Here is a 19,269-nt window from a genome sequence, read left to right as displayed (position 1 = left end):
CCGCTCTCAGTACGAGACTTCCTGGGCGATCGGATCTGCCCGGCCGCCGGCCCGGGCCGGCGCGGGGGTCCGGCCGAACAGCGCGGCGGCCAGGGTCAGGCCGACGACGGCGCCGACGAGCTGGGCGGCGACGAAGGGAGGCACGGACGCCGGGGCGATGCCGGTGCAGGTGTCGGTGAACGACCGGCCGATCGTGAGGGCCGGATTGACGAAGCCGCTGGAGGCGGTGAACCAGCACCCGGCGCCGATCCAGGAGGCGACCGCCACCGGCAGCAACCGCTCGCGGCCGGTTCGGGCCAGCCCGAGGGCCAGCAGGACCAGCCCGGCGGTCGCGACGACCTCGCCCAGCAGTTGGTGACCGTCGGCGTGCCGGTGGGTGGACCACTTCACCAGCGGCTCCGCGAACATGGCGTCGGCCAGCACCGTCCCGCCGATCGCGCCGACGATCTGGGCCGGGACGTAGGCCGCGACCACGCGCAGCTCGGGGCCCCCGCCGGTGCGGCGGCCGGTCCACCAGGCGGCCAGGGTGACCGCAGGGTTGAGGTGGGCGCCCGACACCGGGGCGAGGAGGGCGATCAGCACGCCCAGTCCCAGCGCGGTGGCCAGGGAGTTGGCCAGCAGTTGCACGCCGGTGTCGGGCGAGAGGTCGACGGCCTGGATGCCCGAGCCGACGACGATCGCCGCCAGCGCGGCGGTGCCGACCGCCTCGGCGGTCGCGCGGCGGGCCAGGGGGACCGGGGCGGTCATATCGTCCCCCCGGCGGGCGCGGGGGACCGGTGCAGGACGGAGGGCCCGGCCGGTGCGGCGGACGGCGGGGCCCCGAACTGACGGGGCGTCGGTATTTCCGGATTCGACATGGGCCCATGTTGACAGATTGTTGAAACGCGACGGGCCGGAGTCCACGGCGGCACCACTGCCGGCGGCTTCCGAGCCGCAGCCCCCGGAGGGGCGTCCGCCCGGTCGGTCAGTCCTGCCCCGGGCCGGTGGTGGCCGCAGCGGCCGCGATGGCCGCGTCCCGCTGCGCCTGGAGCCGTTCGCCCTCGATGTCGGGGTCGGGAATGTACTTGGCGAACCACTGGGGGTGGTACCAGAGCTTGGCGCGGACGATGGCCATGGTTGCGGGGACGAGCGCGAGCCGGACCACGAAGGCGTCCAGGAAGACGCCCACGGCGAAGCTGAAACCGATGGCCTTGATGGTGGGGTCGGTGGTGAACATGAAGGCCACGAAGATCGAGAACATGATCAGCGCGGCGGCGGTGACCACCCGGGCGGACAGGCCGGTCCCGCGCGCCACCGCGCCCCGCGCGTCGCCGGTCCGGGTGAAGTCCTCCTTGATCCGGGAGACCACGAACACCTCGTAGTCGCTGGACAGGCCGAAGATGATGGCGAGCATCAGGATCGGCAGGAAGCTGATCGTCTCGCTGGGGGTGACCCCGAAGACGTGCCGGCCCCAGCCCCACTGGAACATCGCCACCTGGGCGCCGAACGCGGCGGAGACCGACAGCAGGAAGCCGATGATGGACTTGATCGGCACCAGGATCGTCCGGAAGGCGAAGGTCAGCAGGATGAAGGCCAGTCCGACGACCACCGCCAGGAACACCGGCAGGGCGCTGGAGAGCTTCGCGGAGACGTCGATGTTGGACGCGGTGGTGCCGCCGACCAGGATGGTGGCCCCGGTGGTGCCCTCGACGGTGCCGCGGTCGTCGCGGATCCGGTGGACCAGGGTCGCGGTGGCCGGGTCGTTCGGCCCGGTGGAGGGGATCACCTTGATCACCGAGACCCCGTTCTGCGCCGCGACCGGAGTGGCGCTCACGACCCCGGGCAGCTGCCGCAGGGTGGCCGCCATCTGGTCGGTGACGCTGCTGGAGGTCACGCCGTCGGCGACCACCAGCAGCGGACCGTTGAAGCCCGCGCCGAAGCCGGCGGTGGTCAGGTCGTAGGCCTTGCGCTGGGTGTCGGAGGTGGGCTTGGAGGAGCCGCTCGGCAGCCCGAGCTGGAGGCTCGCCGCCGGGATCGCCAGCACCCCGAGCAGCGCGACCCCGAGGACGAGCACCGGGATCCGGTAGCGGACCACGAACCGGGCCCAGGATGCGCCGAAGGTGCGCTCCGGCCGGTTCGCCGAGGTCCGGGCGACCGCCTCGTGGTGTCCGGGGCGCAGCGGAGAGTTGATGAACTTCGCGATCCTGGGGCCGGCGAAGCCCAGCATGGCCGGCAGCAGGGTCAGCGCGATCAGCAGGGCGACCAGCACGGCCGCGGCGGCGGCCAGGCCCATCACGGTCAGGAAGGGGATGCCGACGACCGAGAGGCCGCACAGGGCGATGATCACGGTGAGGGCCGCGAACACCACCGAGCTGCCGGCCGTGCCCACGGCCAGCGCCACCGAGTCCTCCACGCTCATCCCGGTGAGCAGGTTGTTGCGGTGCCGGTAGAGGATGAACACGCCGTAGTCGATGCCGCAGGACAGGCCGAGCATCAGTGCCACGGTGGTCGAGGCCGAGGCGATGTTGATCACAGCCGCGACGGCGGTCACGCCCATCAGGGTGACGATGACCCCGATGACCGCGGTGATGATCGGCAGTCCGGCCGTCACCAGTGCGCCGAAGGTGACCAGCAGGATCACGAACGCGACCACGATGCCGATCAGCTCGGGAAGCTCGGAGGGCACGGTACGCCATCCGGGGTAGGCACTGCCGGAGTAGTTCACCTCGACCCCCGCGTTCTGGGCGGGGACCACCGCCGCCTTGACCGCGTCCAGGGTGGAGTCCTTGACGTCGGTCGGCTGCACCGAGAACTGCACGCTGGTCAGGCCCACCTGCCCGGTGGACGAGACCGCGTTGCCGGTGAAGGGGTCGGAGACCGAGACGACCTGGGGCACCTTCCTGAGGTCGGCGACCGCTGCCTCGATCCCGGCCTTCTGGGTGGGACCGGTCAGCACGGTCCCGCCCTTGACGGAGAACACCACCTGGGCCTGGCCGCCGCTGAGCGCGGGCAGCTTCTTCGTCAACAGGTCGGCCGCCCGCTGGGACTCGGTCCCGGGAATGGTGAAGTTGTCGTTGGTCTTGCCGCCGCTGGCGGTGGCGATCACGATCGTCGCCACGGCCAGCACCAGCCACAGGGCGAGCATCCGCCGGCGGTGCTCGAACGCGAAACGGGCCAGCCGGTACAGGTACGTGGACACGCGCTCCTCCAGGGAAGGGCCACCATCGATGGGGGGTGCACGTGACCGTGCCTGCCCGTCTCACGGCCTGGGGACCGGTGCTGACCTGCTCAGATCAGCCCTGACCCGCCGTCAAGGAGACAGTACGTGGCTTCCCCGCCGACGGCGCGCCGACCGGGCGGCCGGCGTCACCCCGCCGGTGCGGCCGGCTCCGCCGATGGGCCGCACCCTCGCATCACAGATCGGAAAAGGTCGCCGCCGCCCTCTTGCTGTTGCCCTGGTTGCCTTCCATACTCCCGGCTCAACACGAGTTGCCAACTCGTATTGCGGCTGGTCAGCGGTCGAATCCAGCTGTTTCCAAGGAAGGGAGCAACTCTCGTGCCCACACGTCAGGAGGTGGCCGCGCTCGCCGGGACGTCACCTGCCGTCGTCAGCTACGTCCTCAACGGGGGACCGCGCAGTGTGGCTCCGGCCACCCGGGAGCGGGTCCTGGCCGCGGTCAAGCAGTTGGACTACCGCCCCAACGCGCTCGCCCGCTCGCTGCGGATGAGCCACACCATGACCCTGGGCCTGGTCGTCCCCGACAGCGCCAACCCGTTCTTCGCCGAACTGGCCAGAGGGCTGGAGAACCGGGCCTGGGCCGGCGGCTACACACTGCTGGTCGGCAACGCCGGCGACGACGCCGAGCGCGAGGCCGGCTACATCCGCACCTTCCTCGACCGCCAGGTCGACGGACTGATGCTGGTCCCCGCCCACGGCGACCGGCCCTGGCGCGACGAACTGGCCAGGACCGGGGTGCCCTGCGTGGTCTTCGACCGCGAACTGGAGGGGGCAGGCGTGTCCCAGGTGCTGGTCGACAACCGGGGCGGGGCCGTGGAGGCCACCCGGCACCTGCTCGCCCACGGCCGTCGCCGGATCGGCTGCATCGCCGGGCCGCTGGGCATCCACCCCACCGTCGACAGGGTCGCCGGCTGGCGCGCCGCACTGGAGGAGGCCGGCCTCCGGGCCGGATCGGGCTCCGTCGGCCGTACCGGCTGGGAGGCCCTGCCGGACGCCGCGCCGCTCCTGCACGGCGCCTTCGGCCGCCGGGCCGGCTACCTCGCCGGACGGGCGCTGCTCGGCGCGGACCGCAAGGTCGACGCGCTGTTCACCACCTCGGACGAGCAGGCCCTCGGGGTGATCCGGGCCGCGGCCGAGCTGGGGCGCCGGATCCCCGAGGACCTGTCGCTGGTCTCCTTCGACGGCATCGCCGGCTGCAACTACACCACGCCCTCCCTCTCCACCATGTCCCAGCCCTTCGACGAGCTCAGCCGGGTCGGCTACGAGCGGCTCACCGCCCGGATGCGCGACCCGGACCAGGAGCCCACCAGGGACGTGCTGCCGGTCCGGTTGGCCCCCCGCCGCTCCTGCGGCTGCCCGGAGGAGGCCGAACCCCACCCGACGACGCCGGAACCTGCGAACCACCAGCACCACGAACACGGAGCAGAACAATGAGCACACAACTCGCCGTAGTCGGCAGCCTCAACATGGACCTCTCGGTCCGGGTCCGGAGACTGCCGACCCCGGGGGAGACGGTGTCGGGCGAGGACGCCGTCCGCGACGCCGGGGGCAAGGGGGCCAACCAGGCGGTCGCCGCCTCCCGGCTCGGCGCGCGCGTTCGGATGGTCGGGCTGCTCGGTGACGACGCCTTCGGTACCGAACTCCGGGCCCGGCTGGTCAGCGAGGGGGTGGACGACCGCGCCGTCGGCACCCTGCCGGACAGCAGTTCGGGGGTGGCCCTGATCGTGGTCCAGCACGACGGGGAGAACGCGATCACCCTGTCGCCCGGCGCCAACCGTCGGCTGGACGCGCCGGTCCTGGAGCGGATCACCGGCGGCGATCTGCTCGGCCCGGCCGACGTCCTGCTGCTGCAGCTGGAGATCCCGGTCGCCACCGCGCTCGCCGCGGCCCGAACGGCGCGGCGGGCGGGGGTGCTGACGGTGCTCAACGCGGCACCGCTGCCGACGGTCGACGACGAGCTGCTGGAACTGCTGCGCTCGGTCGATGTCCTGGTGGTCAACCAGAGCGAGGCGCTCGGGCTGCTCCCGGACGCCGGCCGGCCCGAGGCCGGGCCCGACTGCGCGGCGGCGCTGCTCGGACTGGGCCCCACCGTCGCCGTGGTCACCCTCGGCGAGGCCGGAGCCGCTGCGGCCGAGGGGCTGGAGGCCCTGGTCGAGCCCGGGTTCCGGGTGGACGCGGTGGACGCGGTCGGCGCGGGGGACGCCTTCTGCGCCCAGCTCGCGCTGGCCCTGGGCGCACGGGTGGGCCTGCCGGAGGCGCTTCGCCGGGCCTGCGCCGCCGGTGCGCTGGCCACCACCCGGGCCGGTGCGCAGGCCGCGCTGCCCACCTCGGCCGAGGTCGACGCGCTGCTCGCCCGCACCGGGGGAGGCGTGCATGCGCGCTGACGGACTGTGGCATCCGGGCCTGCTGGCCCTGCTCACCTCGCTCGGCCACACCGACCGCATCGTCATCGCCGACGCGGGCCTGCCGGTGCCGCCCGGCGTACCGGGCATCGACCTGGTCTGGCGGCGCGGCGACCCGCCCTTCCTGCCGGTGCTGCGCGCCGTGCTCGCCGAGCTCGTGGTCGAGCGCGCGGTGATGGCCGCCGAGGCGGCCGAACCGCTGCGGGCGGAGCTCGCCGGAATGGTCGCCCCGGCCCCGCTGGACCGCGTGCCGCACGAGCGCTTCAAGGAGTTGACCCGGGGCGCCGCCGCCGTCGTCCGTACCGGCGAAGCCACCCCGTACGCCAACGTCCTGCTGATCGCCGGCGTCCCCTTCTAGCCCTTCGCCCCCGGGCGCCCGCACTGCCGTTCCACCACCAGCCACCCGACTTGCCATCGGGGTACTCCCGCACGTCCAAAACCCACCCAGCGCACCCTCGAACACCAGAAAGGTGGACCTCCATGTCCATCACTCGCACCCGTGCCCGCGCCGTCGCCGCGTCCCTCACCGGCGCGGCCGTCGCCCTCGCCCTCAGCGCCTGCGGCCACGAGGGGACGTCCAGCAACGCCGCCTCCGCCGTCGCCAAGGGCGGCAAGCCGACCGTCTGCCTGGTCATGAAGTCGCTCGGCAACCAGTACTTCCAGGGCATGCAGGCCGCCGCCGTCGCCCACGCCAAGCAGCGTGGCGACCTGGTGCTCCAGGCCGTCGGCGTGCAGAGCGACACCGACGTCGACGACCAGGTCACCGAGATCAACAAGTGCATCACCGAGGGCGCGGCCGGCCTGATCATCGCCCCTGCCGACTCCCGTGCCCTGGTCGAGCCGCTGAAGCGGGCGGTGGCAGCCGGCATGAAGGTCGTCAACATCGACGTCCAGCTGGACCAGGGCGCGCTCAAGCAGGCCGGCCTGGCCATCCCCTTCATCGGCCCCGACAACACCGCGGCGACCCTCGCCTCGGGGATGGTCCTGGCCAAGGACCTGGGCAGCGGCGGCAAGGTCGTCATCCTCCAGGGCGAGCCCGGCGCGGCCAACGCCGTGCAGCGCACCGCCGGTTTCATGGAGGCCGTCCAGCAGGGGCACCTGGACCTGCTGGCCTCCACCACCGCCCACTGGGACACCGACGACGCCTACACCGTGCTCAGCGACATGCTCACCGCCCACCCCGACATCAAGGGCGTGCTCTCCTCCAACGACGACATGACGCTGGGCGCCGAGAAGGCGATCGCCGCGGCGCACCTGACCGGCAAGGTCAAGATTGCCTCCTTCGACGACATCGACGCGGTCCAGACCTACCTGGCCGACGGCTCGGTGGTCGCCACCGTCAACCAGAACGCCGGCCTCCAGGCCGACGACGGCATCGACGACGTCCTGAACGAGATCGCCGGGAAGGCGACGTACACCGGTTGGGTGAAGACCCCCTTCTCCGTCGTCACCACCGCCTCGGCCGCAGGCGGCAACTGATGGCCGGTCAACCCGAGGCGGTGCTCTCCGCCAGCGGCATCGTCAAGCGCTTCCCCGGAGTGCTCGCGCTGAACGGGGTGGAGCTGGAACTCCGGGCGGGGGAGGTGCACGCGCTGCTCGGCGAGAACGGCGCGGGCAAGTCGACCCTGGTCCGGGTGCTCGCCGGGATCCATCCGCCGGACGAGGGCACGGTCACCCTGGGTGGCGAACCCTACCGGCCCGGATCGGCCGCCGAGGCCATGGCGGCCGGGGTCCAGGTGGTCCATCAGGAGCTCAACCTGCTCCCCAATCTCACCGTCGCCGAGAACCTCTTCTTCCAGCGCCTGCCGCGCCGCCACGGCCTGGTGGATCGGCGCGAGCTCAACCGCCGGGCCGCGGAGCTGCTGGCCGAGGTCGGCCTGGAAGTCGCCCCCGACACCAGGGTCGAGCGGCTGGGCATCGCCCAGATGCAGCTGCTGGAGATCGCCAAGACGCTCTGGCAGAACTGCCGGGTCCTGGTGATGGACGAGCCCACCGCGACCCTGACGCCCCGTGAGACGGCCCGGCTCTTCGCCATCCTGCGCCGACTGACCGAGCGCGGGGTGGCCGTCCTCTACATCTCCCACCACCTGGAGGAGGTGTTCGAGATCGCGGACCGGGTCACCGTCTACCGCAACGGCACCCATGTGGTGACCCGCGACCTGGACGGACTGGACACCGCGGAGGTGATCCGGCTGATGGTCGGCCGGGAGCTGGCGGACGAGTACCCGCCGCGCGGTGACGCGGCCGTCGGCGAGGAGCTGCTGCGGGCGGAGGGGCTCACGCCCCCCGGCGGCCGTCCGCTGGACTTCGCGCTCCGGGCCGGCGAGGTCGTCGGCATCGCCGGCCTGGTCGGCTCGGGGCGGACGGAGGCGGTCCGCGCGCTGTTCGGGGCGGACCGGCCCACGGCCGGCCGGGTGCTGCTGCGCGGCAAGGAGGTGCGACTGCGCTCGCCGCGCGACAGCGTCCGGCACGGCATCGGCCTGCTGACCGAGGACCGCAAGGCCCAGGGCCTGGTGCTGGACCTCTCGGTGGCGGCCAACACCACCCTGGCCACACCGCAGCTGGTCTCGCGCTTCGGGCTGCTCCGCCGGGCGGCGGAGCAGCAGTTGGCCGCCCGGATGGCCGCCCGGCTGCGCACCAAGACCCCCGACACCGCCACCCCGGTACGCACCCTCTCCGGCGGCAACCAGCAGAAGGTCCTGCTGGGCCGCTGGCTGCTGGCGGACTCCGATGTGCTGGTGGTCGACGAGCCCACCCGGGGCATCGACGTCGGGGCACGCTACGAGATCCACCAACTGCTGATCGAGCTGGCCGACCAGGGCAAGGCGCTGCTGGTGGTCTCCTCCGACCTCCCGGAGCTGCTGGGCATCTGCGACCGGATCCTGGTCTTCTCCCGCGGCGGGATCGCCGGCGAGGTGGTCCGGGCGGATTTCGACAGCACCCGGATCCTGGAGCTCGCCTACTCCGGCTACACCGCGGCGGCCTCCGCCGCCGACCCCGTCCCCACCAGTTCAGGAACATCCTCATGACCACAGAAACCCTGGACCGCACCGCCCGTAGCGGCCGAACCGGCTCGGGCCTGCTGCGCACGGTGATGGGCGAGGCCGGCACCGGCGTCGCGCTGCTGGTGCTGCTGGCCGTGTTCGCGGCCTTCGCACCGCACTTCGCCTCGGCCGGCAACCTGTCCGACATCGCCACCGAGATCACCCTGAACACCATGCTGGCGGTGGGGATGACCTTCGTCATCCTGGTCGGCGGGATCGACCTCTCGGTCGGTTCGGTCATCGCCCTCTGCGCAGTGGTGTCCGGGCGGGTGCTCGCCTCGTCCTCGCTCTCCGCGCCGGTCGCCATCCTGCTGACGGTGGTGCTCTCGATCGTCGTCGGGATGGCCTGCGGCCTGGTCAACGGCTTCGTCTCGGAGCGCTGGCGGGTGCCGTCCTTCATCGTCACCCTCGGCATGCTCAACGTGGCCCGGGGCGCGGCGCTGCAGTACACCAACGCGAAGACCTACTACACCTTCCCGCAGTCCTTCGACGACTTCGGCACGATCACCCTGCTGGGCGTGCCGATCCTGTTCTGGATCGCGCTGGCGATGGTGGCGGTCGGCCACTTCGTGCTGACCCGCACCGTCTACGGCCGGATGATCTTCGCAATCGGCAACAACGAGGAGGCGGTCAGGCTCTCCGGGCACCGCACCTCGCTGGTGAAGATGTCGGTCTTCGTCATCAGTGGACTCTGTGTCGGAATCGCGGCCGTCACCTACATGGCGCGGCTGAACATCGCCGACCCGACCATCGGCGAAGGCTACGAACTGAACGCCATCGCCGCCGTGGTGATCGGCGGGGCCTCGCTGAACGGCGGCAAGGGCTCGATGATCGGCACCGTGCTCGGCGCCTGCCTGCTCGGCGTGCTGACCAACGGCCTGCTGCTGATGGGCATCTCCGAGTTCGAGAGCGAGATCATCACCGGTGCGGTGATCATGATCGCGGTGATCGTCGACCACTACCGCGCCCGCCTCGCAGCCAGGCTCGCCGCCCACGGCTGAGCGGATCCCGAAGCAACACCTCTGGCCGGAAGGGGACCTGTCCGGCTCGGTCGGACAGGTCCCGCTCCCGACACGCCCCGACACGCCCCTTCCCACCCAGGAGAGCCAGCATGTCCCGAACCAAGATCGCCGCTGTCTGCACCGCGTTCGTCCTGGCCGGTGGCGGCATCACCGCCGCACAGGCCGCGAGCCCCGCCCCGGCGCCCGCCGCGACCCCCACGGCAGCGGGCGCAGCCCGCACGACGGCCCGGCCGGCCTCCGCCGACGCCCCCATGGTCGTCCTGGACACCGACATGGGCGAGCTCAACGACGACGCCCAGGCCCTGTTCCTGCTGGCCAGACACCGCCAGGTCGACCTGCTCGGCGTGGTCACGGTCTCCGGGAACACCTGGACCGAGGCGGGTACCGCCTACGCACTCAGCCAGCTGCAGCTGATCGGGCGCAGCGACATCCCGGTCGTCGAGGGCGCCGCGCTCCCGCTGATGCCGGACCGGGAACAGCGGCTGGTCGGGGACGACGCGCTCTACGGCACCGCGCCCTGGACCGGGGCCTTCGAGGGGCCCCGTCCCAGCTCCTACCGCACCCTGCCGCAACCGCCCTACGGCGGCTACGCCGCGGCGGCCCCGTTGGCCGACACCTCGGGCGCCGACTTCATCGTCCACCAGGTCGAGGCGCACCCGCACCAGGTCACCCTGCTGGAGATCGGCCCGCTGACCAACCTCGCCATCGCCGTCAGCGACCACCCCGAGATCGTGCCGCTGATCAAGCAGGTCGTCTACATGGGCGGAGCCTTCACCGCACCCGGCAACATCGGCCCGGCCGCCGAGTTCAACTTCTGGTTCGACCCGGAGGCCGCCAAGATCGTGCTGCGCCAGCCCTTCGCCAAGCAGACCATCGTGCCCAACGAGCTGTGCACGCAGGTCGTCTACTCCAAGCCGCTGTACCAACGGGTGGTGGCCGGCGCGCCGAACCCGGTGAAGCGCGAGTTCGAGGCACTCCAGGGCCCGACCTTCGCCAAGGACCCGGGCTACACCACCCCGGTCTGGGACTCCATCGCGGCGGCGGTCCTGCTCGACCCGTCCCTGGTCACCCGTCAGCAGGTCAGCTATGTCGACGTGGACGACGTCGACGGTCCCGACTACGGCCGGGCCGTCGCCTACGACCTGGACGAGTACTCCCCGCCGAACAACCCGGTCGGGACCCAGCGGGCCACGATCGTGCAGTCGATCGACATTCCCAGGTTCTGGAACGAGTACGTCGCCGGAATCGCCAATTAGCGCCACCCGGCCGTCGCCGCTGCCGACCGCGTCTCCGGGCCCAGGTGCACGGGCAGCGCGGCCACGCTGTTGCTCACGAAGGAGGGCACGGGCTCGGTGTCGTGGACCGCTGTGAGCTGGGGGAACCGCTGGTAGAGGGCGCGCAGCGCGATGCCCGCCTCCAGCCGGGCCAGTGGCGCGCCGACGCAGTAGTGCAGTCCGTGGCCCAGCGACAGGTGCCGGTTGGGTGTGCGGGTGAGATCGAAGCGGTCCGCGTCGGCGTACTGGCGCGGATCGCGTCCGGCCGCGGCGTAGGAGGCCAGGACGGCCTCGCCCCGGCGGATCACCACGCCTGCGATCGCGATGTCCTCCAGGGCGTAGCGCATGGGGAAGTTCGCCACCGGCGAGTCGTAGCGCAGGGTCTCCTCGACCACCGCTGACCAGGGCACCGCCCTCGACCGGGCCAGATCCCGCTGCGCCGGGTCGGCCGAGAGCGCCCGTACCGCGTTGGTGAGCAGGTTGAGGGTGGTGCCGTGGCCCGCGACCAGCATCAGGATCATCGTGCCGACGAGCTCCTGCTCGGAGAGCCGGTCGTCGGCCTCGCGGACGGCGATCAGGTCGCTGGTCAGGTCGTCGCCCGGCCGGGCGCGCTTGGCGGCGGCGACCCCGCCCAGCAGCTCGGTCAGGCCGCGGTAGGCGGCCAGGGACTGCTCGGGCGTGGCGGAGCTGCTGACCACCGTCATGGAGTGGAGGTGGAGGGTGTCCCGCGCGTCCTGCGGCACGCCGAGGAGGTCGCCGATCACCCGCATCGGCAGCGGGTAGGCGAAGAGCTCACGGAAGTCCACCGGCCCGGGCGCGAGGCCGGCCAGCCGGTCCAGGAGCTCGGCGACGGTGGATTCCACGTGCGGGCGCAGCGCCTCGACCCGGCGCGGCGTGAAGCCCCTGCTGACCAGGGAGCGCAGCCGGCGGTGGTCGTCGCCGTCGGCGGTGGTCATGCCGGGGACGGTGACCATGGCGAGCAGCGGCCAGTCCCGGGGGACGCGGCCCTCGCGCATCGCGCCCCAGTGGCGCGGGTCCTTGGCGATCCGGGGGTCGGCGAGCAGCGACTGCAGCTCGGCGTGGCCGGTGACGGCCCAGGCGGTGACCCCGCCCGGCAGTTCCACCAGGGCGACCGGCCCGAGGGCGCGCAGGGCGGCGTTCTCCGCGTGCTGGTCGGTGCCGCGCGCGTCCAGCGGGTAGGCCGGGGACGGGGTCGAGGCGCGGGGTGTGCCGCCGGTCATGACAGGCCTCCGAAGCAGCGGGAGAGCGGGAACCGCAGGAAGCGCGGGGACCGCCGAACGAGCTGGTCGTCCGTCAGTATCCTCCCACCGCACCGAGGTTGGCCTGCTGCCGGGGCAGCCCGGGCGACCCGGCGTCGCCGGTCGCCGGCGCCTTCACCGAGCGAGGAGCTCGGCGAAGCGGTCCAGCGCACGATCGGTGCGGCGGCGGTCGCCGGTGGTGGTGAGATCGAACAGCAGGCCCCGGACCACGGCCATGACCAGTGTGGGCGTGACGGTGTCGTCGGGACCGTCGGTGACGTCGTGGAAGGTGGCGCCGAGGGTGTCGAACCAGTCCGTGATCGCCTGGCCCTGGTCGGGGTAGTTCTCGGGGTGGACCAGCCCGTCGGCGTGCACCTCGAAGAACAGTCGGACGAACGGCGCCCGCTCGTCCGCGCTCATCCACGCCCAGATGCCGCGCAGCCGCTCCTGCACGGTGCCGGTCGTCGGCGGAAGGTGCTCGGCCAGCCGAACCGCACCCCGGCGGCGGGCCTCGGCGAGGACCGTCGCGACCAACTCCTGCTTGCTGCCGAAGTCGTAGAGCAGCATCCGGGGGCTGGTGTCGAGGGCCGCGGCCAGTGGGCGCAGGCTCAGTCCGGCCAGGCCGTGCGCCAGCACGTAGTCGGTCGCCCGCGCCAGGGTGCGCTCGCGCCGGGCGGGATCTGCGGGTCGCCCCACGGTGGATCTCCTCTCGGGAATTCGGAACCGGAACGTGCGTTGGCGAGTATATGGTACGACTGTTTCAATAATGAGGGAGGGCACGATGCACACCATCGACCGAGCACTCGTCCTGGGCCCCGGAGGTCATGTCGGCACGGCCTGGATGGCCGGTCTGGCCCACGGGCTGCGCCGCGACGGCGTGGATCTGGGCGAGGCCGACCTGATCGTCGGCACGTCGGCCGGCGCGATCGTCGGCACGCTGCTCGCCACCGGCCAGGACCCGGGGCGGCTCGCGGCTCCGGCTCGCCAGTCCGCTCACCGGATCGAGGTCGACCCGGCGCGGGCGGGCGCGGTCTTCGCGGTGCTCGGCGACCGCAGCCTGGAACCCGGCGAGGCCAGGCGTCGCGTCGGCCGGCTCGCACTCGAAGGCACCGACCCCCGGGCCGATGCGGCGCTGATCGCCGGGCGTGGCGCCCTGATCGGCGCGGACGAGTGGCCGGAGCGGCGACTGATGATCATCGCCGTGGACGCGACCACCGGTGAGCCGGTGGTGTGGGAGCGCGACAGCGGCGTGCCCCTGGTGCACGCGGTGGCGGCGAGCAGCGCCTTCCCCGGGGCCGCGCCCCCCGTCGCCGTCGACGGCCGACGGTACATGGACGGTGCGCTGCGGGCGGGCGCCAACGCCGATCTGGCGGCCGGAGCCCGCACGCTGGTCGTGGTCGAGCCGATGGCACACCTGTTTCCCCGTGAGGCCCTCGACCAGCAGTTGGCGGCGGTGGGGGCGGACACCGTGGTGACCGTCGGCCCCGATCCGGCCTCGGCGCGCGCCTTCGGTCCGGACCTGGGCGATCCGACGGCCTGGGAGCCGGCCTACCTGGCGGGGCTCCGCCAGGCCGGCGACCTCGGCGCGCAACTCCGTTCCAGCTGGCGGAGCGAGGCCGGGGCGGACCGACCCCACGCCGGTCGGCGGGACCGCTAAAGGCCCCGGGAATCCGCGTCCTTGAGCCAGTCCGGCGTGCGGAAGGTCCCGCCGCCGTACATCGGCAGTTCTATCTTCTCGCCGTAGCGGGCCAGTTGCTCCCAGGGGCGGTTGATCCCGGCCGAGCCGTAGCGGCGCACCCGGGTGACGGTGTCCAGGTCCAGGACGTCCACCAGGACCTCCTCGCCGGTTCCGGCCTGCTGGCGGACGATGCCTTCCGGATCGACGACGGCGCTGGCGCCGACGCCGGCCGGGTCGGCGGCGTTGACGTTGACCACGTAGAGCTGGTTGGTCCAGGCGTTGGCGCGGGCGCAGACCAGCTCCATCTCCCGGTCCCGGGTGGTGGTGAGGGTGGGCTGGATGACGACCTCGGCTCCGAGCCAGGCCAGTTGGCGCATGGTCTCGGGGAAGGAGCCGTCGTAGCAGATGGCCAGCCCCACGCGGCCGACCCCCGGCATGTCGAAGACCACGAACTCGCTTCCGGGGGCGGCCTGTTCGTAGGGCTGCCAGGGGAAGACCTTGCGGTAGCGGGCGACGATCTCCCCCTGCGGGGAGACGGCCAGGGCGGTGTTGTAGATGTTCCCGTCCCCGGCGCGCTCGAAGATGCTGCCCGGGATCAGCCACAGGCCGGTCTCCGCCGCCAGCGCGCAGATCCGGTCGGTCAGCGGGCCCGGGATCGTCTCGGCCGTCCGCTCCATCCAGTCGGCGGGGGCGTCGGCCAGCAGCGGCCCCTCGGCCATGAGCAGCAGCTCCGGCACGACCAGCAGTTGGACGTGCGGGAACAGCTCCCGGACGGCGCGCGCCTGGGTGGCGAAGCGCTGCCAGCTGGCCTCCGGGTCGAAGGGCACCGGGGAGGTCTGGACGGCGGCGATGGCGAGGGTTCGCATACGGTTGCTCGGTCTCTCTGTTCGATCGGTCTGCGGTGCTGCGGTATTGCGGCGCTGCGGTGTTCGGTGTGTCAGTCCTCGACGACGAAGTCGGTGATGGTGCTGCGGCCGTGGCGGAAGAAGTCCGGGTAGCGGAGCCGCAGCACCGCGATGACGGCCAGGCCCAGCACGATGGAGCCGATGCCGAGCAGGAACACGCCGCCGACGCCGTCGATCGAGGTGCTGCCGTAGTCGGGGGCGACGGTCTGGTAGGCGCTGTAGCCGAAGGCCGCGAGCATCATGATGCCGCCGGCGGCCGGCAGGACCCCCTTGACCAGCAGGTCGCGTACTGAGTTGCGCAGCTCGTGGCGGAAGTGCCAGGTGCAGGACAGGGCGGTGGTGCCGTAGTAGAACGCGATCAGCAGGCTGGTGGACAGGATCGCGTCGCCGAGGAACCGGGAGGAGGCGAAGGTGAGGACGACCAGGAGCACTGACGCCGAGGCGCCGGAGAAGACGGTGGCGAAGGTCGGGGTCTGGTACCGGGGATGGATCCGGCCGAAGACCGCCGGCTGCGCGCCGTGGGCGGAGACCGAGACGTTGGGCCGGGCGGTGGACACCACGCAGGTGAGCAGGGCACTGACGGTGGAGATGCAGATGGCGAAGGTGACGAGCTTGGCGGCGGCGCTGCCGAGGACCGGGCCGGCCAGGGCGGTGAGGACGTCCGCCGAGTTGCTCGGGTCGGCCAGCCCCGCACCGGTGGTGCCGGCGCCGGCGAAGCTGATCGCGGCGACCGCGGTGAAGACGTAGGTGCCCAGCAGGATCAGGGTGGAGAGCACCGCGGCGCGGCCGGGGGTGCGGCTGCGGTCCTTGGCCTCCTCGTTCACGGCCAGGGCGGCGTCCCAGCCCCAGTAGATGAAGAGGCACAGCAGGACGGCCTCGGTGAACCCCTTCGCGCTGTGGATCGCCAGGGGGTCGAGCCAGCTCAGGGACGGTGTCGCGGCGTGGCCGCGGCCCAGGGCGATGGCTGCGAAGCCGAGCAGCGCGACCAGTTGGACCACCAGCATGGCGTTCTGCACCCGGGCGGACAGCTGTACCCCGCGGTAGGAGACCGCGGTGACCAGGGCGATCAGTCCGACCGCCACCAGTGTCGTCGGCAGCGTCTGCCCGGCCCAGGCGTCGAGGCCGACCAGGCTGAGCAGATTGGTGGCGCCGATGCTGCCGAGCGCGGTCATGGCGATCGCCGTGGCGATCTGGGGCACCCAGTTCCCGGCCAGCCAGCCGGCCCAGGGACCGAAGGACCGGGTGATCCAGACGAAGTTGGTGCCGCAGTCGGGCATCACCCGGTTCTGCTCGCGATAGGCGAAGGAGGTGCACAGGATCGGGACGAAACCGACCAGGAGCGCGGCGGGCGCCTGCACTCCGACGATCGCGACCACCAGGCCGAGGGTGACGGTGAGGCTGTAGGCGGGAGCCACGGAGGCCAGTCCCAGGGAGATCATCGTGAACAGCCCGACGGAGTCGGGACGCAGCCCCTTGCCGACCGTGGCGGAGACGGCTCCGGAGGCGAGGGCAGGGGGCGGGCCGGTTGGTCTCGCCCTGTCGTCGACGGCGGGCGGGTTCGTGCTCACGGGCGCTCCCTGGATCGGGCCTGCTGTTAGTGTTAAATGCAGATTTAAGAGTCTGTTGTCCGTTCCGTCAAGGGTTCTGCCCGTAGACGTTAAAGATGGATGCAGGTGAACCATGGGGCGGAGGGCCTGCTTCCGGCGGGAGGGGCGGTATGTGCACAGCCGGTTTCGAGGAGTAGGGTGGCGCCAGGCCTTTGGATGGCTTTGCCAACCAAATGCCGACTCTGTCATGCCGGTTGCCGCCGACTGCTCGGCGAGCCCGCTCGGAGGGAGAGATGGATGGGCCCGGTGTCCGACTTACCCGACCGCATCGTGGTCGTCGGCGCGTCAGCGGCCGGTCTGAGTGCGGCGGAGGGGCTGCGCGCGCACGGCTTCGACGGACCGCTGACCCTGGTGGGAGCCGAGGACCAGCTTCCGTACGACCGACCCCCGCTGTCCAAGCAACTGCTCCAGGGGGACTGGGAGCCCGACCGGTTGGAGCTGCGGAGCCGCGCGGCGCTGGCCGCCCTGGAGCTGGACCTCAGGCTCGGCCGGCCGGCGACCGCGCTGCACACCGGCCGTCGTGAGGTGCGGCTGGCCACCGGCGAACGGCTGCGCTACCGCGCCCTGGTGATCGCCACCGGATCGACCCCGCGGCTGCTCCCGGGGACGTCCCCCGGAGCCGCCCCGGCACCGGGGACCCACACCCTGCGCACCCTCGGCGACGCCCTCGCCCTGCGGCGAACACTGCGGCGGACCCGCCGGCTGGTGATCGTCGGCTCCGGCTTCATCGGCAACGAGGTCGCCGCGGTCGCCGCCGGGCTGGGCGTCGACGTGGCCCTGGTCTCGGCCACCCGGATCCCCCTGTCCGATGCCGTCGGCGAGGAGATCGGCGCCTTCCTGGCCCGCACGCACCGCGAGCACGGCGTGCGGCTGCACACCGGGGTCCGGGCCCGCCGGGTCCTGGTCGAGGAGGGGCGGACCTGCGGGGTGGAGCTCCAGGACGGCACCTCGCTGCCCGCGGACACGGTGCTGCTCGCCGTCGGCGCCGGCCCGGCCGTGGACTGGCTGGTCGGCAGCGGCCTCACCGTCGACGACGGCGTGCGCTGCGACGCCACCCTGTGCGCCGGACCGGGGGTGTGGGCCGCCGGTGACGTGGCCCGCTGGACCCACCCGCGCACGGGACTGCCGACCCGGATCGAGCACCGCACCAACGCCGCCGAGCAGGGGCTCGCGGTCGCGCGCAACATCCTCGCCCCGCCCGGCGGCGCCGAGGTCTTCGACCCCGTCCCGTACGTCTGGTCCGACCTGTACGGCCTGCGGGTCCAGATCTACGGCCGGACCAGGGGCGCGGACGAGGTCCGCGTGGTCGAAGGCAGTACCGAGGCGGGCCGGTTGGTCGCCCTGTGCCGGGCGGACGGCCGGGTGGGCGGCGTCATCGGCGTCAACCTGCCCAGACAGACCCGGAACCACCGCGCGCTGGTGGCCCGGCGGGCCCCCTGGGACGAGGCCGTCGGCGCCGGCGGGCCCGATGCCGGTGGCCCCGATGCCGGCGAGCCCGATGCCGGCGAGCCCGGCGCCGCCGCGCAGCCGTAGGCCGTGCACCCGAGAGCCGTACCCCACCGAAGCAGACGAGACGGGACAGGACAGGACGATGACCGAGACCTCCACCCAGATCGACCCGGACACCACGGCCCCCGGGGCGCCACCCCGCCGGCCTACCCCATGGCGCGCGACGCCCGCTGCCCCTTCGACCCGCCGCCGGAGCTGCGCCGGCTGCGCGACCGGCAGGAGCCGCCGACGCGGGTGCGGCTCTGGGACGGCAGCACCCCCTGGCTGATCACCGGCTACGACGACCAGCGCGCCCTGCTGGTCGACCCCCGGGTGAGCGCCGACACCGGACTGGCCGCCTACCCCCACCCCACCGAGGCCACCCGCGCCCGGCGCGAGCAGGCCAGGACCTTCATCAGCATGGACGACCCCGAACACGCCAGGCTGCGCCGGATGGTGACCGGTCCCTTCGCCATCAAGCGGGTGGAGGCGATGCGCCCGGCGATCCAGCGGATCGTCGACGACCTGGTCGACGCCATGCTGGCGGGGCCCCGGCCGGTGGACCTGGTCCAGGCCTTCGCGCTGCCGGTGCCGTCCATGGTGATCTGCGAACTGCTCGGCGTGCCCTACGAGGACCACGCGTTCTTCCAGCGGCACAGCAGCGTCCTGGTCAACCGTGACCAGAGCCCCGAGGCCTCGGTGCAGGCGCAACTCGCCCTGGCGGACTACCTGGACGAGCTGATCGCGCGGAAGCTCGCCGAATCGGCCGACGACCTGCTGTCCAGGCTCGCCCTGGAGCAGGTCGCCACCGGTGCGCTGACCCGGCACGACCTGGCGGTCACCAGTGTGCTGCTGCTCATCGCCGGCCACGAGACCACCGCCAACATGATCGCGCTCGGGACCGCCGCGCTGCTCCAGCACCCGGAGCAGCTGGCGGAGTTGCGGACGACCGACGACCCGCGCCTGGTGGCCGGGGCGGTCGAGGAGCTCCTGCGCTACCTCACCATCACCCACTCCGGACGCCGCCGGGTCGCGGCGGAGGACATCCTCGTCGGCGGCCGGACCATCCGGGCCGGCGAGGGCATCATCCTGGCGAACGACGTCGGCAACCGCGACGGGGAGGCCTTCCCCGACCCCGACCGCCTGGACATCACCCGCGAGGCCCGGCACCACGTGGCCTTCGGCTTCGGCCCCCACCAGTGCCTGGGCCAGCCGCTCGCGCGGGTCGAGCTCCAGGTGGTCCTCAGCACGCTCCACCGCCGGATCCCCGGCCTCCGGCTGGCCACCGACCTCGACCAGGTGCGCTTCAAGCACGACGGACTCGTCTACGGCGTCTACGAGTTGCCCGTCACCTGGTGATCCGACCGGCGCCG

At 72.6% G+C, this 19,269-nt stretch carries 16 protein-coding genes; 10 read left to right on the top strand and 6 right to left on the bottom strand.

The annotated features are described in order from the left end of the window. Window positions 1-6 precede the first annotated feature (6 nt). The gene (locus tag BS75_RS01760; RefSeq protein WP_042440093.1) at window positions 7-747 is read right to left on the bottom strand and encodes an aquaporin; all 741 of its coding nucleotides are present in this window, start codon (window positions 745-747) and stop codon (window positions 7-9) included. A 217-nt stretch (window positions 748-964) separates the two neighbouring features. Next, complete coding sequence (locus BS75_RS01755; protein WP_034086909.1) at window positions 965-3,178, bottom strand: MMPL family transporter; 2,214 nt, start codon at window positions 3,176-3,178, stop codon at window positions 965-967. Window positions 3,179-3,535: 357 nt separating this feature from the next. Here BS75_RS01755 and BS75_RS01750 point away from each other — a divergent pair, with 357 nt between their 5' ends. From BS75_RS01750 to BS75_RS01720, 7 genes are all read left to right on the top strand, one after another. Then, on the top strand, window positions 3,536-4,651 hold the full coding sequence (locus BS75_RS01750; protein ID WP_081982045.1) for a LacI family DNA-binding transcriptional regulator: 1,116 nt from the start codon (window positions 3,536-3,538) through the stop codon (window positions 4,649-4,651). Further along, the gene (locus BS75_RS01745; protein WP_034086908.1) at window positions 4,648-5,601 is read left to right on the top strand and encodes a ribokinase; all 954 of its coding nucleotides are present in this window, start codon (window positions 4,648-4,650) and stop codon (window positions 5,599-5,601) included. The genes BS75_RS01750 and BS75_RS01745 overlap by 4 nt, the downstream gene beginning before the upstream one ends. Continuing rightward, window positions 5,591-5,977 carry a D-ribose pyranase gene (gene rbsD, locus BS75_RS01740; RefSeq protein WP_034086907.1) on the top strand — a complete coding sequence of 129 codons (387 nt, stop codon included), beginning with the start codon at window positions 5,591-5,593 and terminating at the stop codon, window positions 5,975-5,977. The genes BS75_RS01745 and rbsD overlap by 11 nt, the downstream gene beginning before the upstream one ends. Before the next feature lie 122 nt (window positions 5,978-6,099). Continuing rightward, window positions 6,100-7,098, top strand: coding sequence for a substrate-binding domain-containing protein (locus BS75_RS01735; protein WP_042440092.1), 999 nt, complete (start codon window positions 6,100-6,102; stop codon window positions 7,096-7,098). Continuing rightward, window positions 7,098-8,648, top strand: coding sequence for a sugar ABC transporter ATP-binding protein (locus BS75_RS01730; protein WP_042440090.1), 1,551 nt, complete (start codon window positions 7,098-7,100; stop codon window positions 8,646-8,648). The genes BS75_RS01735 and BS75_RS01730 overlap by 1 nt, the downstream gene beginning before the upstream one ends. Next, window positions 8,645-9,664 carry an ABC transporter permease gene (locus BS75_RS01725; protein ID WP_081982044.1) on the top strand — a complete coding sequence of 340 codons (1,020 nt, stop codon included), beginning with the start codon at window positions 8,645-8,647 and terminating at the stop codon, window positions 9,662-9,664. The genes BS75_RS01730 and BS75_RS01725 overlap by 4 nt, the downstream gene beginning before the upstream one ends. Before the next feature lie 110 nt (window positions 9,665-9,774). Continuing rightward, the gene (locus tag BS75_RS01720; RefSeq protein WP_052069104.1) at window positions 9,775-10,941 is read left to right on the top strand and encodes a nucleoside hydrolase; all 1,167 of its coding nucleotides are present in this window, start codon (window positions 9,775-9,777) and stop codon (window positions 10,939-10,941) included. Here the strand turns inward: BS75_RS01720 and BS75_RS01715 are convergent. Both BS75_RS01715 and BS75_RS01710 read right to left on the bottom strand, forming a co-directional pair. Then, on the bottom strand, window positions 10,938-12,200 hold the full coding sequence (locus BS75_RS01715; RefSeq protein WP_042440089.1) for a cytochrome P450 family protein: 1,263 nt from the start codon (window positions 12,198-12,200) through the stop codon (window positions 10,938-10,940). The genes BS75_RS01720 and BS75_RS01715 overlap by 4 nt on opposite strands. Window positions 12,201-12,353: 153 nt before the next feature. Beyond that, the gene (locus tag BS75_RS01710; protein ID WP_034086906.1) at window positions 12,354-12,914 is read right to left on the bottom strand and encodes a TetR/AcrR family transcriptional regulator; all 561 of its coding nucleotides are present in this window, start codon (window positions 12,912-12,914) and stop codon (window positions 12,354-12,356) included. 85 nt (window positions 12,915-12,999) lie between these two features. Between BS75_RS01710 and BS75_RS01705 the strand changes: the two genes are divergently transcribed. Then, window positions 13,000-13,875, top strand: a complete 876-nt coding sequence (locus BS75_RS01705) for a patatin-like phospholipase family protein (RefSeq protein ID WP_169790807.1) — start codon at window positions 13,000-13,002, stop codon at window positions 13,873-13,875. Here the strand turns inward: BS75_RS01705 and BS75_RS01700 are convergent. Together BS75_RS01700 and BS75_RS01695 are read right to left on the bottom strand one after the other, a co-directional pair. Further along, window positions 13,872-14,762: a carbon-nitrogen hydrolase family protein gene (locus BS75_RS01700; protein ID WP_034086905.1), complete on the bottom strand. Its 891-nt coding sequence runs from the start codon at window positions 14,760-14,762 to the stop codon at window positions 13,872-13,874. The genes BS75_RS01705 and BS75_RS01700 overlap by 4 nt on opposite strands. A 71-nt stretch (window positions 14,763-14,833) precedes the next feature. Further along, window positions 14,834-16,369, bottom strand: a complete 1,536-nt coding sequence (locus BS75_RS01695) for an APC family permease (protein ID WP_231607650.1) — start codon at window positions 16,367-16,369, stop codon at window positions 14,834-14,836. Between the two features lie 276 nt (window positions 16,370-16,645). On the opposite strand from BS75_RS01695, the gene BS75_RS01690 reads away from it, so the two are divergent. Beyond that, on the top strand, window positions 16,646-17,941 hold the full coding sequence (locus BS75_RS01690) for an NAD(P)/FAD-dependent oxidoreductase (protein ID WP_063771578.1): 1,296 nt from the start codon (window positions 16,646-16,648) through the stop codon (window positions 17,939-17,941). A gap of 129 nt (window positions 17,942-18,070) precedes the next feature. Then, the gene (locus tag BS75_RS01685; RefSeq protein WP_034086904.1) at window positions 18,071-19,255 is read left to right on the top strand and encodes a cytochrome P450; all 1,185 of its coding nucleotides are present in this window, start codon (window positions 18,071-18,073) and stop codon (window positions 19,253-19,255) included. The last annotated feature ends 14 nt before the right edge of the window (window positions 19,256-19,269 follow it).

It is taken from the genome of Streptacidiphilus albus JL83, assembly GCF_000744705.1.
Lineage (GTDB): Bacteria > Actinomycetota > Actinomycetes > Streptomycetales > Streptomycetaceae > Streptacidiphilus > Streptacidiphilus albus.
Note: the sequence above shows the minus strand (reverse complement) of the source record. Positions and strands in the feature narration are given on the sequence as shown.